Annotated in this window: 7 protein-coding genes; 1 reads left to right on the top strand and 6 read right to left on the bottom strand. The window is 43.0% G+C overall.

Annotated elements, in window-relative coordinates; translation table 11 throughout:
- The 5 genes from AAEY75_RS13950 to AAEY75_RS13930 form a co-directional block, all read right to left on the bottom strand.
- Positions 1–1,382, bottom strand: a 1,382-nt coding sequence (locus AAEY75_RS13950) for an Ig-like domain-containing protein (protein ID WP_352259887.1), incomplete at its 3' end; no start/stop codon positions are given.
- Positions 1,383–1,644: 262 nt separating this feature from the next.
- On the bottom strand, positions 1,645–2,205 hold the full coding sequence (locus tag AAEY75_RS13945) for a hypothetical protein (protein ID WP_197218601.1): 561 nt from the start codon (positions 2,203–2,205) through the stop codon (positions 1,645–1,647).
- 443 nt (positions 2,206–2,648) lie between these two features.
- Positions 2,649–3,818: a beta-barrel domain-containing protein gene (locus AAEY75_RS13940; RefSeq protein ID WP_352259886.1), complete on the bottom strand. Its 1,170-nt coding sequence runs from the start codon at positions 3,816–3,818 to the stop codon at positions 2,649–2,651.
- Positions 3,811–6,111: a type I secretion system permease/ATPase gene (locus tag AAEY75_RS13935; RefSeq protein ID WP_352259885.1), complete on the bottom strand. Its 2,301-nt coding sequence runs from the start codon at positions 6,109–6,111 to the stop codon at positions 3,811–3,813. Before AAEY75_RS13935 ends, AAEY75_RS13940 begins: the two co-directional genes overlap by 8 nt.
- Before the next feature lie 113 nt (positions 6,112–6,224).
- Positions 6,225–7,715, bottom strand: a complete 1,491-nt coding sequence (locus AAEY75_RS13930) for a TolC family protein (RefSeq protein WP_352259884.1) — start codon at positions 7,713–7,715, stop codon at positions 6,225–6,227.
- Positions 7,716–8,011: 296 nt separating this feature from the next.
- Between AAEY75_RS13930 and AAEY75_RS13925 the strand changes: the two genes are divergently transcribed.
- On the top strand, positions 8,012–8,782 hold the full coding sequence (locus tag AAEY75_RS13925; protein ID WP_352259883.1) for a hypothetical protein: 771 nt from the start codon (positions 8,012–8,014) through the stop codon (positions 8,780–8,782).
- Positions 8,783–9,003: 221 nt separating this feature from the next.
- Here the strand turns inward: AAEY75_RS13925 and AAEY75_RS13920 are convergent, their stop codons facing one another.
- Positions 9,004–17,883, bottom strand: a complete 8,880-nt coding sequence (locus AAEY75_RS13920; protein WP_352259882.1) for a beta strand repeat-containing protein — start codon at positions 17,881–17,883, stop codon at positions 9,004–9,006.
- Positions 17,884–17,922: the final 39 nt, after the last annotated feature.

The following is a 17,922-nucleotide window of genomic DNA, read 5'->3' as shown; positions in this document are numbered from 1 at the left end:
TCAGCATCGGCATCAGCATCGGCATCAGCATCGGCATCAGCATCGGCATCAGCGTCAGCATCGGCGTCAGCATCGGCATCAGCATCGGCATCGGCATCGGCATCAGCATCAGCATCGGCATCAGCATCGGCATCAGCATCGGCATCAGCATCAGCATCAGCATCAGCATCAGCATCAGCATCAGCATCAGCATCGGCATCAGCATCGGCATCAGCATCGGCATCAGCATCGGCATCAGCATCGGCATCAGCATCGGCATCAGCGTCAGCATCGGCGTCAGCATCGGCGTCATCTATTTCTGGTGCAGTTATGCTAATTGAATCACTCTCATTACCTGCAGAATCAATAACCGTTGCTGTTACTGTTTCGCCATCAATTAATGGTGTTTCGCTAGTATCAATGACATAGTCACCATTGTTGTCTACTTCAGCAGTGTAATCAGGTACACCATCACCATTAGTATCGATTGTAATAGTTGAATTAGGTTCGCCTATACCAACAATCTCAGTACCATTTTCATTAATTTCAATAGTTGGTGCATCTGGCGCCACAGTATCCACACTGATGTCTTTGATCGCAGGGGGACTAACGTTACCAGCAGGATCGGTTGCAGTCACGGTTAGTTGCTCTGCGCCTTCACCCATTGCAGTGACGTCTGCTTGAGTCACAGCCACACTCCACGTGCCATCTGTACCAACGGTCACTGGCGACCCTATCGGATCGCCTGCTTCATTGGTTAAGGTGATGGTGTCACCTGCTGTACCAGTACCTGTGATGGTAAATCCTGCAGCAGCTTCAGTGCCATTAACAATATCGTCGCCTGTGATCGCATCAATGATTGGGGCAGCTGGTGCGGTGGTGTCGCCAGTACTAGAATCGCCGCCAGAACCGCCACCAGAAAGTGCTGCGCCTGCTAATCCAAGACCCGCCAATCCAGCTAGCCATGGTAATGCACCAAAACCTTCAAATTCTGTCGCACCTACCCACCAAGGCGTAGCATATCCCTCACCACCCAACGCTTGACCCTGTACTTCACCCAATTGCAATTCAGTGACGAAATCTGCTACTGCACCAGTATTGGGGACGTAATAGTAGTAATTACCATCTTCAGCGATACCCATAAGCGCACTATCAATATCATCATAAAACCCTTCCATGATAAGGTCGGCGTTTTCGCTATTTTCTTCAAAAGAAACGTGAAGATCGTTATTTACTCGCTTAGTCACAACATCATGTGGGGCATACCCCGTTGATTCGTCAAGAAGTTCGTAGTTCACTTTATCGGTGGCTTTTATTATTGTAGTTTTGCCGTCCTGCGTAATAACTTTGTGCTCAGAAATGGTTTGTATTTGGTCACTTACTTTGACAACTATCATATTCATAACATCATCCTTAATTAATTCTAAGTCAAAGAAATATCAATATAAAATCGCGATTTTCTATTTATTCGTTTTTTCAAATATACAAACAGCGCTATGTATTTTTTAATGTATCTATTTTCTGCCTTATATCTATAAAGCAGCTTCTATTCCATATAAATCCACTACAGAAAAATGGTTTTAAAAAAATGTAAATTATAATTATTTTTTATTTGTTTGTTTACTTTCAACAAACAGCTAAATGTATTTTTATCGGTGCTAAATTCTAAATATTACAGTCTGATAACACTCGGCTAATCTGATGGGTTTGACGAGTACTCTTCTTCAAAAGTAACAATGCTTCATCAGTTGGAATTTTATGGATGATAGGACCACTCTCTTTTGACGCAGCAACTTGTAGATAAGTTGTCGTTTGGGGATCAAGTTGATACTGTTTAGAGTAAGCAGTGATTTTGCCAGTTTGTTCATTTAACACTTTGGCATTAATAAGCTGCAAACCGTTGCATACCCTAAGATCTGAATAGTGTCCGTTTGTCAGGCTCACTTGAAATACCTTATTAGGTCCCATGCTTATATTTATATTACTTGGATTGATATTGCTTAATGGGTCGTTATTCTTTGCATTGCGGAAAAAGACGATTCTACTTTCCATTTCTTTTAAGGAATCATCAGGCATTACTTGAAATAATTGGTAAGGGGTTTTTAAATTGGTTTTGATCTTACTATTAGAGATCATTGATTTCTGATTTTCTTTTATGGTCTGACAGCCTGTTAGGCCGAGAGTTACAAAGAATGCAACCGATAATAATATTGTTCTTCTTTCCATAGCATTCTCTCCTTATTAAATAGAAATTACTAAATATACATTTTTTAATGAGAATAAATATCATTATTATATCCATCAAATAGGATTATAAAATAATGCGAAATATTTTTAGAACAATCATTCTTATACATAAAATTAATTAACAAAATATTACATTAAATGTTAATTTCTATTAGCAATAGATATATTCAAATATAAATAAATCATAAATAAACAGTTTCTATATAAATATATAATAGAGCTGCAATAAAGACAACATCTGGCATAGGATTAATTATTACATTTCTTTTCATTATCAATTAGCAATTAGCAATTAGCAATATTAAAAAATAAAGATGTCTTGGGAAGTTTTGAATACAAAAAAAAGCTACGATACACGTTGGTATCGTAGCTTTTAGATGAGACAAGTACTTTATTAGATTGAGATTTATCTATAAAGGCTCTTAACGCTCGCCTAAGCCCTCTGAGAACGTCTTGGTAATAGGTTTGGTCAGATAAGACAATACAGAGCGCTCTTGCGCTTTGATATCAACGGAAGCCGTCATACCTGGTTTAATCACAATCTCTTCACGGCGACCGGCAAACTCAGCACCTGTGATTTTTATCTGCACGCGATAATAAGGCTCTTCCCCTTTAGGCGTCTGCTCCATTAGAGTATCAGGACTGATATAGATCACATTACCATTCATTGCACCAAAGATAGAATAGTCATAAGCATCTAACTTGACACTAGCAGCCTGTTGCTCTTTAACATAAGCAATGTCTGCCGGACTGACCTTCGCCTCAACGATAAGATCACTACTGGTTGGTAGTATCTCCATGATAATCTCACCGGGCTTCACAACACCACCAATAGTGGTAATAAGAATGTTATTGACCTTACCATCTGTAGGAGCGAATAGGTTTTTCTCTTCTAGCACTTGTGAATGATCGCGCAACTGCTCAAGCTCAACATCTAGCTCTTCTTGCGACTTAGTCATCTCTGACTGCGCTTCTTCAAAGTACTTGTTACGCTTGTTGGTAATCTGCGCCTGAATCTCAGCAACTTGCCGGCGCAACTTAATCACATCGGCTTGACTGACATCACCATAGGTTAATAGTGGCTCATTCATACTCAGTTCTTGTTGTGCCAGTACCATCATTCTCTGTAGTGAGTTAACATCTTGATCGATCGCTTGGCGACGACGATTATATAGCTGCGTTTGGTTTTCGATATATTCGCTATAATTTTTGATACCCTCTGGAAAAACCAGTGGTCGTTCAAATATTTCAGCTTCTAATCGTGCTATTTTCGCTTTTAATGCAGCGATTTTTGATCCTGAGTTGGCCACTGCTGCTTGTGCGCGCTCTTCTTCTAGTCTGACTAGCAGCTGACCTTTCTCAACTTCTTCGCCTTCTTTGACTAATATGTCAGTTAGCACGCCACCTTCAGCTGCTTGAATGTCTTGCGTACGAGCGCTAGCAATGACCGTAGCAGAAGCTCTGGTTACTTGATCAATTTGGGCAAAATATGCCCAGACAATCAACACCAAAATTCCGAGTAAAGCGCCCCAAATAATAATGCGTGTGCGCCCAACTTTCGGATCATGAGTTTTATGCTGATAGTTATTCATGGTCGTTTCCTAGATTGTCGCTGTTATCGCTATTGTCATTACCGTTCGCTGACGTCTTTTTATTACTAATGACTGTCACTTTAGGTTTACTGACTTTAATGGAGGTTTGATTTGCTTTTTGCTGTGTATCGTTGCCTTGTAATTTTTCTAACACTTGCGCTTTGGGGCCATCCATAACGATTTGCTGATTATCCATAATAATGATGCGATCAACCAACTGCAAAAGCGGCATTTTATGTGTAGCAACAATCAAAGTCTGCTCATCTCCAAACTCTTTTCTGAGGACATCAATACACTGCAACTCTTGGCGATTGTCCATCGATGCTGTTGGTTCATCCATGAGTAGTATAGAAGGCTTGGTTAATAGCAGACGAGTAAAGGCAACCAATTGCTTTTGCCCACCTGATAGTCCTTTGCCACCTTCACTAATCGGTAAATCCAAACCACTAGAGTGACTAGCCACAAGTTTTATTAAACCCGTCTTGATAAGAGCATCACGCATGACATCATCGCTAGGCGCAGGCAGTCCAATCAACAGGTTTTCGCGCAATGTGCCTTCAAATAGCCTGTGGTCTTGTTGTAGATAACCGAGCTGCTCACTCATTGACTCACGACTAATCTGTTGGATATCCAGACCATCTAACAATATACGACCTTGCGTTGGCGCATATAACCCTGATAGCACTTTGAGCAGCGTTGATTTACCAGAACCAATTGGCCCCAGTACCGCAATTCGCTCGCCTGCTTTTACATTAAGCTTATTGATAGCCAGTGCTGGTTGGTCATTATTTTGATAGTTAAAGGTGACTTTATCTAGAATAAAGTTACCAGCAATCCGGCTAGGTGATAGTGGATGACTGACACCATGGTTGTCCTGCTGCAGTGAAAACAGCTGCTCAATATTAAGCTTAGCTGCTTTAGCATGTGAAGCTTGCACTAACAATCCTGGGATGCTCATGACCGGTGCTAAAATACGCCCGCCTAAAATAGAACACGCTATCAAGCCACCCATCGTCATGTCACCAGACATCACCACAAATGAGCCAACAATGACAATGCCGACATAACTGGTCTGCTGAATCATCTGCGATAAATAACTGAGATTATCGTTAGCATGCTTCATATCTAGATCGTTTTTGGTCGTGATATTCATCACATCTAGCCAGCGCGACAGAAACTTCCAATTACCTGCGCCTGCCTTAATGGTCTCAACACCCTCTACCGTCTCAACCAAAATACCTGTCTTACGATAAGAAGCTGATGCACCAATCGATGCGATACTGTCGATTTTTTTGCGGGCACTCAAACCCAATATAATGGCTATTATTGCCGCTATGATAGGCACCAGAGCCACTAACGGATTACCGATCACGACAATCAAAGACACAAAAATAATGGACATCGGTATATCAACGAGACCAAACAAAGTACTGGCGGTATAAAACCCTCGGACTTGTTCGTAGCCACGAAGCTGCGCCGCCATCGAGCCGACCGATCCTGGCATCTGATCAATACGTACATTTAATAAGCGTTGAAACACCTCACGTGATAGGTACTGATCAAGATTGACCACCACTTTATCCATAATTTTTGAGCGTGCAAACTTCATAAACGTTTCGAATAAGATGACCAGTCCTACACCGCTTGCCAAGATAATTAGGGTGTACTCACTACGCGTCGGAATCACTCGGTCATAGACCTGCATGGAAAACAGCGACACAGCGAGCGCCAGCATATTGATCAAAAATGAGGCGACCACTGCTTCGACGATGATACCGCGATAGTTTTTGAGGTCTTTTTTGAGTAGCTGATCAAATGAGGATTGTTTGCGTTTGCTAGGCTCTTCCTCTAAACGAACCCGCAACGAATGCACAAAATCAGTCCCTGCATGTGCGGTAACATTATCAAACTGCTTAAAATCCCATTTTCCTTGCGGATTAAGTTGCTGAATGATACCCCAACCTTGTGTAGGATGCAGGGCCAATAGTGGCAAAAATGCGGCGTCGGGTACGGGTAGAGACTCAGGTAATTGCTCAATACCTAACTGTCCTAATACTTGGATAATATCTGAAAGCGTTGATATACTTGGCTGCTGATAGATAACACCCTGCAATCTGACATTATCGATAGGATAGCCTTGCTCTGTTAGCAAGGTACGTAATGCGTCTGCCAATGATAATGCATGTGTATCTAGAGGATCATTGGGCGTTGTTATCGATAGTTGTGTTGTAGCATCTGCCATCAGCTCACTATCCGATGTTTTGTCATTAGAGGCTGGAACCGGTGTGCTCATGATAAATATATCCCATGGATTAAACTAATAATAAATAATGAAACAATACATAAAAATAAATGCGTAAAAATGATTGTTTATGACTGCTTATGAATAAGTGGCTTGCCAGCCGTTTATGGAATATCTGTTAGCAGTCCTGTGTCACTAGCGATACTACTAGGATAATCATAGGCATCATAAGAATCGTTCATAGGATACGTCACCATGTCTTTATCTTTCATAATGATAGGCTGTATGGCGGAGTTCTCTGTCCTCTGCGTTGTACTCTCCTGACTCTTCAGCCAATTTTTGACAGGATCTAGAGGTCTATATAGCGATTGTGACTCACGGCTTTTACCATACTGTTGCCAAGACATCAGACCAAAATCAACTTGTAGCTTATAATAAGCGGCGATAATAGAGGTTTGAATCTCAACCAGCTGTGCTTGATATTGCGAATGCTCACGTACCGCGTTGAGGACTTCTAGCCAAGATTTTCGACCCGCAATGAACTGACGACGATAAGAGCTGACAACAATCTGCGCGCCTGCAACGGCTGCAATCAACGAACGCTCTTGATCTTTTGCACTGGCAAATTGCTGATATTGTGTCTGTATGGTTTCGAGCACAAGTCGCCTTGACGCCTCTTTTGACTGCTCTAAGCTATTCACCCGAGAGGCTGAGGCTCTTGCTAGTGCTAAGCTGGAAAACCCTGCACCAGGATTGTAGCTAAGCCCCACTGAGAATTCACCTTCACTATTGTTGTTATCCTCGTGATAATAGTCATACGCATATTGCGCATATAAGGTCGGATAGCTAGAGGACTGCTGTGACTTGACACCTTGCTTGGCAGCCTCGACTTGATACTGTTCTTTGACGACCGTAGGATTATAAAAGCTGGCTTGATCGAAGGCCATTTTTTCAAAATCTTGCGAATAGCTCTTAGCACGGCCAACGAGCTCAGTTAAATTCTGTGCGGGCAAGTCGGTAGTTGATATTCTACGACCTGTAATTTGCTGTAATCTCGCGATGGCAATACGCTGCTGCTCAACCGTACCTTGATAGGAGTTCTGCTCCTGTAAAATACGGTTAGCCACCAAATCCATGTCGATACGGGCTGAAACACCTTGACTCACACGGCGTTTCATCATTTCCTCAAACTCTGCCAACAACTGCAGATTGTCATAATAGACCTGCTGTTGAGAGACAGCTGTCATATAGCTTTGCCATGCCTCAATCGTGGTTTTGGCGACTTCGTTTTGTTTTTCGTAGACCGTTTCTGTTGCCGCCTTGTCATCAAATATCGCTTGGTTAATATCAGCAGTCAGCTTACCGCCTGTCCATAATGACTGGCGTATTTGTAACTGCGATATCTGGCCATCATCGTTATCATAACCTGATGAAACGCTGGGCTCGGGCAACATATTGAGCTTCGCTGCGCGTATACTCTCTGTGGTTGCTTGTTGCTCTGCACGTGCTGAACCAACTAAAGGGTGGGTCTGGATGGCTTGGCTAATAAGCGTATTCATGTAACCATCAGATTCTGCGAATGCTGTACTCGATAGCGACATTAGCAACAGACTGAATGCCACGCCATAGTACCTACGTATTGCCACAACTACCATATGGGGCAGCCCTCTTTTCAATGGGTCGTAATAATAAACTTTCATTTAGTTTGGCTCAGTCCTACTTTAATAAAATAAAGAATTGCAATGCTTTACAAGCGGAAGTCTGTCATTATTTGCTAAGTATTATTGCTATCACTACGCTGTAGTTTATACCATGTCTATAGATAACTAAACCATCATATTTATTGAACACGTCTCTATAGTATCTATAATTTTAAAAAAATCTGACAATAATACTTTAGAAAAAATTAACTAATATCCAATATTTAGTTTCAATGTGGGGATCAAAAACCATGACACAACGCTTGCCATCACCTACCCCGCCTACCAAACCAAAAGACAAATCAATGCTCGCCATTGTGCTAGCTGTGCTGCTACACATTTTGATAGCTATCATCATCTACTTCACTGTTTTTGATGACAACACCTCAAAATCGACTGACTCAACATCTGTACTTGAGTCTTCAGAGTCGCTATCTATCGTAGAAACAATCGAAAAACCACCCTTATCAGCATCTGATGAAACAGTAACAGCCGATACTAAGGAAAAAGCAACGACACAATCTGGAGCAATATCAAAACAAGTATCATCTGACAATGCTAAAACGGCAGCCGTCACCAACAATAATGTCGCTACTAAAAACACGGCTGCTATAAAAAAACAATCATCGACTCAAAATAATACACCAAAAACTAATGACAACTTGAGAGCAGAACCAGTACTCTCTGACGAGAATCAAACTCGCCTAAAATCCACCATAGACAATCAAGACAGCACACCTGAATACACACTCAAAAAAACCAAGGAGTATGAATCGTTAGATACAGAGATCGATAAAGACAGCGAGCAAATGGCCAAACTCATTGACGAAGTCAAAAAACGCAATCAACAGCAAATCGAACAACAGCGAACAAATACGTTAGGCTCGCAGCCGATACCCAATTCTGTACCAAAGCCAGCGGCCGTAAACTCTGAGCAACGACCTCAGAGTAAAACAGATACCACATCCCCACCGTCCAATGGTGACTATCCTATTACGCCTATCAAACCGATTACTAAGTAATAATGGATATAGCCTGTCCACAATAAAACCACTGCGGTGTTAAACTCGCCTCGCAAATCACACTAATATATCACTTGTAATCAGTTGCCGTATATCTAGTCCAGACTCCCTCTAACCAACGATATCAAACACGACATAATAAAAAAGCCATAATGAATTATGGCTTTTTTACATTTAGTTAACGAATAGATATTAAAGCAAGTGCCTGTTAATCAGTGCAACTAGATTACCGTCGTAGTGATATCTGTATCAATATATAGTGCAACGCTTGAGTCCGTCGTACTTTGATACAGGTTATATCCGGCTTGATCTGACGTTTGCTGCTTCACAAACTCCGATGTTAGTGATACTTGATCGTTATTATCACCACTGACGAATAGCTGATTATTGCTATCGGTCACGTTAATGACATCACTAGTGCTCAGATTGGTCAATGATTGCGCGCCATTGCCTGTTATATCGAGAACTTCAAAGTTATCAAGCACTGATGAGTCAAAGCTACCAAAATTTATACTAGTATCAGTAATCAGGAGTGTGTCACTGCCATCGCTACCATTGATGAGTAGGTCAGCAGCATCAAACACGATGGTGTCATTACCCGCACCGCCATCTATCGTATCAGCATCTGCACCGCCACTGATCGTATCATTCCCTTCACCACCATTAATAACATCATCACCTGCACCGCCATTAATAGTATCATTACCCGCGCCGCCGTCAATAGTATCCACACCAGCACCACCGTTGAGGGTATCGTTACCTGTGCCGCCACTAATAGTGTCATTACCACCGCCACCAGTAATCGTGTCGTTACCGGCGTTACCCGTCAAGGTATCATCTCCGGCATCGCCATTTAGAGTATCTTTACCGCTACCACCGATAAAGGTGTCATTGCCAGCACCACCAGAATATTTGAGCGCTGCCGTTTGATTGACTGAAATCAATACATCATCTTCGGTGGTGCCATTGAAGACTAACGTCGGTTTTACATCAATCTGGATCGTACCTGTTGCTGTAGTGAAAGTATCACCATTCGCAGTTTCGACTGTTTGCAAGGTGATATCCAAAGACCCAATATAAGAGGTCGCTGACCTCACACGTAAGCTATTGACGCTTGTATATGGAACGCCTGATATCACATAAAATCCTGGCTCTGTCCCACTAGGCGCCGTCCATGTTACATCAAGCGCAGTGCCATCGCTGGTCGTGAGTTCTAGTACATCACCATACAGGCTAGCACCAGAAACGATAATACTAACCGTTTCACTACCATCCACATCTACCATGTCGGCATTCAGGTTTAGTGTGGTCCATTGTCCTTGTGACCCCAGTAAAGTAGATGGATTAAATGTGATATCGTCAGCAACAGGCGTCACATCAAGATCTATAATCAGCGGATCACTGGCCATGCCACTATTATTGATCACTGTCAGCTCAATACCAGTAACGACACCGCTCACATCTTCAGGAGGTAAAATAAAGATATTATCCGTTTCTCCTGCAGCGCCACTGTTAACGTTTTCAAGTTTACTGGTATCAATTGACCAAGAGTTATTGCCATTGCCATCTGAATCACCATTATTACTGGCTAACACAACGTCGCCGGATGTATTGGTGTAATATACCAAATAACCATTAGGTACTTCATCAATCGTAATCGCAGCAGCCGTATCATTTTCATCAACCGCATTTATTGTATAGTCTATCGCAATTTTGGTATCTTCATCACCAGTTGCTATTGCATCTACACCGTCATAAGCAATGATCAAGTTGTCAGGCTGCGCAGCTACCGAAATATTATAGCTGTGCTCATACGTTAGTGTGCCGCTATCATGACCACTAATAGTATTGACCTCTGTATGTGCTGCATAAACATTAATAATGGCAGTACCATCTTCATTGGCAGCAGGTGTATAGTTCACCGTAATGCTATCAGCAGGATTCACACCATCGATAGCTGCATCAGTGTCTGCAACATCGACCACGTAATACGTACCAGCTGGAATACTACCTACCTCTCCATCTGCTAAAGTAACGGCAACTAATGCCGTGCCAGTACTGTCAGTCAATACACCAGTGGTGCTATTAACATTGGTTAGGCCAGTCTCATCGAGTTGCAAATAAAGTTTACCATCGACGATAGAAACATAGTCACCATCGGCATCATTGGTCAAGTCAATAGTAATAGCAACATTAGTATCCTCATTAGTAGCCAGGATAGTGGTTTCACCATCGTTATTCATCGGATCAGTGTCGGGCTTTATTTCGACACTGACATCAATATCTTTGCTGGTTTCTAGCCCTACATTGTTTAGCGCTGTAAATTCCACACCAAAATTCAGATTTTGACTGGTGTCTGAAGTATCATTGGTACTGAAATCTTCAGGTGGTGTCAACGTCACAGCAGCGAGCGCTTCATTAGGTGTTAGACCATTGGCGTTGTCAACACTGACCAGCCATATCCCACCAACCAGTTGTACAGTGACCGCAGAATTGGTACTGTCTAATAGGACGCCTTCTGGTAAATCCGTTAATGAGAAAGTGTAAGAGCTGACAGTGCTCGCTGTGCCCGTCTCTAATTCTGCATTTATCACATCAGACAACTTAAAAGCGCCATCTTCTGTCTGAGACAGTGGCGGTTTAGTCGCAAGTGTTGCAATCAACTTAGGATTGTCCGGATTTCCACCTGTGCCATCTCTCGATAAATTGATAATAAAGGTATCAGATACACGTGCTTCACTACCGTTTAAGCCTTCACCGTTAATATCTTGAGTAATACCAGTAACGGTAACTGTGATATCACCTATAAGAGTATCGGCGGTATTTGGATCACGGGTGAGTACAAGCGTATAAGTTGATGCGGTATCAGTGATCGCTGTATCTGGTACATCCACATACCACGTACCACCTGATAAGATACCACCCTCTACGATAATACCAGCAGGCACATCTGTTATTTCCAAGCGCGTAAATGACTCTGAGTCATCTTGATCATCTGACGACAATGAAACAATCACACTGGCACTATTGTTATCATTAGCACTACTAATAACGATGGTGTTGTCAGTTACATCTAATTCAATATTAGGCGCATCCGTCACTGCTTGGAAAGTAACATCGATATTGGCACTGCCCGTTATCGACGTGCTACTAATCGTCGAGTTATCGGTTAGTAATGCCGTATCGGTATACGTATAATCAAACGGTATCGTGACATCATCATCACTGTGACGCTTGTCATCATCGTACATAATTTCGATAGTTTGATCTGGGGTATAAGTATAGGTCTCACCTGCCACTAGTACTACTTCCGTACCATCCACGCGCAACGCGATGTCTGCATCTATTAAAACCTTAGCATCTAGTATGATGGTTTCTAGTGCTTCATAACCAATAGCACTATCGGCTGAGTCTGTGGTATCACTACTGGTGAAAGCAGCGAGGAAGTTGACAGTCGTCCAGGTATCTTCGACTGCTAGCACTTGCGGATCATTGACCACACCATCGGCTGCATCAGGCGTAACCACGATGGATATGCTTTGAGTATCATGCGTGGCACTATTACCAGAGACAACTTCAGTCGTTGTACCAGTAATCGTAAAGTCGATCTCACCAGCAAAGTTATCCGGAGTGACCAGTTGAGCTGTACCATCCTGTAAAGCCTCTAAAGACACAGACCAGCTACGAGTCTCACCACTACCACCTAAGAAAACTGCGCCTGTTATATCAAACCCAACCGGAACACCTGTCACTTTATAAGTGACTTGCTCTGTCGCTGGAATATCCACGTCATACGGCGTAATCGCAGAAGCATCAGAGAAAAACTCTGATAACGCTATAAGGTTACTGGTATCTAGTACGTCTTCTGCGATAGCATACGTGTAGGCTGTACCATTAACGTCAACGGTTGCCAAATCATCGTTTAAAATAAGATCAGCTTGACCGTAAACACGAATAGGTAAGTTCAGTACCGCACTAGATGCGCTAACATCACCATCACTCTCTACACTCACTGCAGATACTTTCAGGTTGACAGTACCGCCAAAGTTTTCAGCTGAGACAAAGTATAGGTTGTCTACCACATTGGTATAATCTGATATTGTCACTGAACCACTACTGGTATCTAACAGCGTTATGGTGCCACCGTCATCGACATACAGCTGCGCGCCTGATGGAATATCTGTGATGGTTACGTTATAAACCTCAGAACCATCGTTATCACGCGAGCTTGGGCGAATATTTAGTGCAATGCCATTAGTAGGAATAACCGTGGCTGCTACTGTACCATCACGCATATTACCGCCGGCTAGTGCCTGATCTTCAAAACCTGTCGCAGGATCAACACCCAACGAAACGGTATCGGCTACTCCTTCAACCACAAAGGTCAGATAGCTCTCGCCACTGGTTGCTGTCACACTACTACCGGTATCTTCATCATAATCAGTAGTAACAGCTTCTACCTTAACCGCTGTAGTAGCAGAGGACGCAACATTGTATTCGCTATAATCATCAGGCGGTGTAACCGTTACGCTATTGAGGTAAGCCGCTGGAATATCCACACCACTACCGCTATCAGTCAGACTAACCGTAACACCTGCACTATCAATATAAGTAAATACAGCTCCTTCAATAGCAGTAAAAGTACTGCCATCTTTATTACCAAACGTCAGGTGAGCTTCTGTCTGCTCAGAATCATTAGCATCAGTGGTATGGCTTTCTGTTCCAAAATCGATTGAATCATCTTGATTAGACCAGCCATCTATTAGGTTAAACGCACCATCAGTACCCAAGTTAAAGGCCGCATCTTCTTGCGCCGCTGTTGTGTATACATGGTCCGGATTGATGGTTAGGTCAATTGTGCTATCACCATCCATATCGCTACCGACAACTTCAGCAACAGGTGTAATGGTGACCGTTTTGGTCAATGTTGTTGTGGCAATATCGACATTGAGATCGTTATCATCATCAAGATCCGTACTAACCAAATCAAAAGTGATGTCAGTATCGGTTGACGATTGAGCAGTTGGTGTGAGTAAAAATCCACTCAAATCAGGGGAGTTAGTCATATTAATGGTAATAATATTACCAGCCTCCACCGCTATACCATCAGTATCGGTATAGGTCCAACCTGCTGGTAATTCAAACTTGATTTCAGTAACAATTTCTGGCACTGCATTACCTGACTGGTCATCACCAACTCGGAAATTAAATTCGGCAAGCGAAAACGAAGTATCTTCAGTGGTGCTAACATTATTCGCTGCTACTACTCCAGCAACTGGCGTCACGGTCATATCAACCGTAACAGTACTGATTATCTCAACCGTTTTGTTTGCTGGGGTCGAATCAGCATCGTGGTCTTGGGTATATAGAGATACAGTAATACTATCCATATCTTGTGAGTTATAGTCAGCTGACTTAATACTAATCTTAGGTTCTGAGCTACCACTCACAGCCAACGTAGTAGAGGTAGGTGACGCAGAATCCAAACCAAGTAATACCTGACCATTACTATCAACAGTATACTCAGTCGCCGTACTGCTACCAGCAGGTGTGAATGAGACAACAGCATCTGGCTGTAAGCCGCTAATAACGAATCCATAGGTTTCTGTACTACTATTACCTGCTGACACCAAATCGCCAAATGCAGTAGTGATTGGCAAGTTAATATACTCGCCTTCTTTAGCACTAATAGTATAAGCACTACCAGCCACAACCCCGGTATCACCTACCACTGTCGTATAGCCAAAGGTACTGACATCATCGCCAGTGCCATTATTGTTACTGCTATCGGTTACTGCTTGTACGTTGACACTAATGGTCATATTGGCAGTAACCCCTGCTACCCCTGAGACGATAGCACCCGTACTATCGACCTCATACTCAGTAACAGACATTCTAAACGAGATATTAGTGGCACTATCTGTAGGTGGGGTTAGCGTCATCGCTTCAAACTCAGCAGTAGTCATGGTAATGGTTGGTGTACCAACACTGCTAATGACATTAGCATCACTAAGCAAAATAGTGATATTACCGCCTGATGCAGTAATGCTACTGCTGCCATAGTTCAAAGTAACACCAGTAGGAACGCTCCTCAAGGTGATCAATCCAATACGTTCTGAGCTATCATCTGTATTACTGGTAAGATCAACGCTGTCTGAAATAATTGGTGCTGTTAACCCTAGTGCCACAGTTGTGTCTTCATTAGTCGTTACTGAAACACTAGACAGCGTAGGCCTATCTGAAACTGGAGTAACGGTAATATCAAGAGTCTCAGAATCTGCAGATCGACTGGCATCACCTACTGGTAAACCGTTCGATACGTTAGCGGTAATGGTTGGAACAGTACCACTATAATTTGCCGTTGGTACAAAGGTATAGCTACCATCATTGTTGACTGTGAGCTGACCTATTGTGTTTCCATCTATTGTAACGGCCGTTGCAGCATTAGTTCCTGCTGTGACTGAAACTGTTGTACCATTAACCTCATAACTCTCTACGGTCAGCGTTTCTCCGAGGTCAACATCGTCGATATCATTATCGAAAATATTACCAGTTAATGTGACATCTTCCTTAACCGTTTTAGTGTCGTTAACGAGTGCAATACCATCATTGGTACCAATAATGGTCACTTCAACGTAGCGAATTTCACTAGTGCTGATTTCGTTACCATCAGCAGCTGTAGTAACACCTTCATTATCGTTAACTTGTACAGCGTAACGAATAGTGATGGTTTCTCCTTCAGGAAGGAAGTCAAGAACCGTTGCAGCAGCATCAATACTCCAGTTACCCGCCTCAAAACTGCCTGCATCATTTTCTGCAGTAAATATGCTTGATAAGGCTGCTTTCTGAGCAGCTGACAATGGATTAATATCTGTAAAGGTCGAATTATTTGGACCATACACGTAGATGTTTTCTGCAGCTAGTTCAGTAATCGTCGGCTCATCACTGTCATCAGCATCCGTAAAGCTGATGGTACCAGTTCGAGTAATAGCAATATCATCAGCCTGCTCGGTTATTGCGGCAGCTGTTTCAATAATATTATTACCATTAGCGGTGTTGGTGATGACAGGTCTGTCATTAGTACCGTTGATCGTAATGGTGAGCGTTGTCATACTACTATCGCCATCAGCATCTGTGATGGTGTAGTTGAACGTTTCGGTTAAGCTTTCATCTACAGCAAGATACTGTGCTGCATCGTTATCGAGATCATAACTATAGCTACCATCAGAATTAAGCGAAAGCACACCATAGTCGCCTTGTGTATTGCCACCTACTGTACCCGCCACCGTGGTAGATGTGACTGATTCTATCGCCGTAACAAGTGTTGCGTCTGCCGCTAAACTGTCGGCGACATCTGTTGCAGCTGCACCAGTAGCCGTGAGCACGTTACCTGTTACTTTGTCTGTTTCTTCAGTAAGACTATTAATATCTGGATTGGCTGTAGGCGCGGTATCAATGATTCGAATATCTAGCGTGTCAGATGAAGTTCCACCTGCACTGTTGGTAAGATTGACGGTAAACTGGTCTAATACATTGTCACCAGCGGTATTATGCGTTTCGGCACTGCCATCTTCAGTATATGCATAAGTGAGCGCGCCTGTGGCCGAGTTGTAACCAGTAATAACCAGTTGTCCTTCGCTACCATTGATAATGACAGGGTTAGCAGTAGTGGCTGTGGTCACATCCGTGTTATTTATAGTTAAAGCTGTAACACTTTGCGGGTTAGTGATGTTGATAGCGCCAGTCACAGTGTTACCTGTGCCTTCAACCACGCTGTTATCTTGTGGTGTTGTGGCTGCGTCAGTATCTTCAATGGTGATGGTTGGTGCTATATCATTGTCAGTAATGGCGGTAGTAACACTGGCTTGCGTGTTATCAATACTGGCATTCAGTGATGCGTTGGATAAAGCAATTGTATAGTTTTCAGAGTTTTCAAATAGATTATCGTCAGTGATGCTAACCGTAACCGTTTTGGTTACCTCACCTGGTGCAAAGGTGATGGTGCCTGAGTTTGCAACATAATCAGCCCCAGCCGTTGCCGTACCATTATTGGTCTCATAATCAACCGTCACAGCAGTTGATGACGGGTTGGTTAAGCTAACGGTGTAAGTGACCGTACCGACATTTTCATTAACTACGACCGCACCATCAATCGAAATAATGGGTGCGTCATCGTTGTCAATGATGTTACCTATTGCTGTACTTGGTGTGACTTGTCCGCTTGCACTTGCTGTAAGCGTGATAGTCTCATTCGGTTCATCAATATTGTCATCAATCGTAGGGACACGCACGATAATACCATTTGTACTATTGGCTGGAACATCGACACTAAAAGTGCCATCTACAGCAACAGTAACCGTGCTGAAAGTGTTGCCACCATCTAAGCTTACTTCGACAGGCGTGCCAGTATCTGTACCCAGTACCGCTGTACCATTCGCTAACGTCAGCGCTACTGTGGTATCAGACTCAGATACATTGCTTAAATCAACCGTGAACTCAAGAGCGTTGCCCTCAGTCACACTGTCTCCAGTAACGATCGCCGTAGGTTTATCACCTTCTTGAGGGGTACCATCTGCCGCGTCTTCATCTAATATGCTGCCCGTGGCAACGGTACTATCAATCTCTGCATTGTCAGCACTCGTGATCACAAAGCTGAGCTGTTCACTGTTTTCATAAATATCATCGTTGTTGGTGGTAACCGTGATAATAGGTGCAGCTGTACTGCCTGTAGGTACTTTGACGTCAAGCACCGTGGTGCCATCAAGTACCGCTTGAATGGCAGTACTACCAGTGATGGTCACTACGTTACCAGAGGAATTGGTATAAGTAATCGAAGCAATGTCGGATGCTTCTATATCACTGCTAGAATCAACAGAAACTTGTACTGTGGTGTCAAAGTTACTTTCATTATCTTGCTCAACCGTATAGCTCAAAACACTATCAATGCCTTCAACGGATTGTGCGTCCGTTGCGGTAATGCTAACAGTCGGTTTGTCGCCATCGGTGTTGCCAATAGGACCGTTTGGATCCGTGTTGTCTGTAATGACGGCGGTATCTGTGGCCGTGCCAATGCTGGCATTGATCGCATTGCTGATGCTCATGCTCAGCGCTTCTGAGACCTCATAGATGGCATCGTCATT

The organism is Psychrobacter sp. TB55-MNA-CIBAN-0194 (assembly GCF_040309505.1).
GTDB classification, from domain to species: Bacteria; Pseudomonadota; Gammaproteobacteria; order Pseudomonadales; family Moraxellaceae; genus Psychrobacter; species Psychrobacter fozii.
This window is presented reverse-complemented; position numbering and strand designations above follow the sequence as displayed.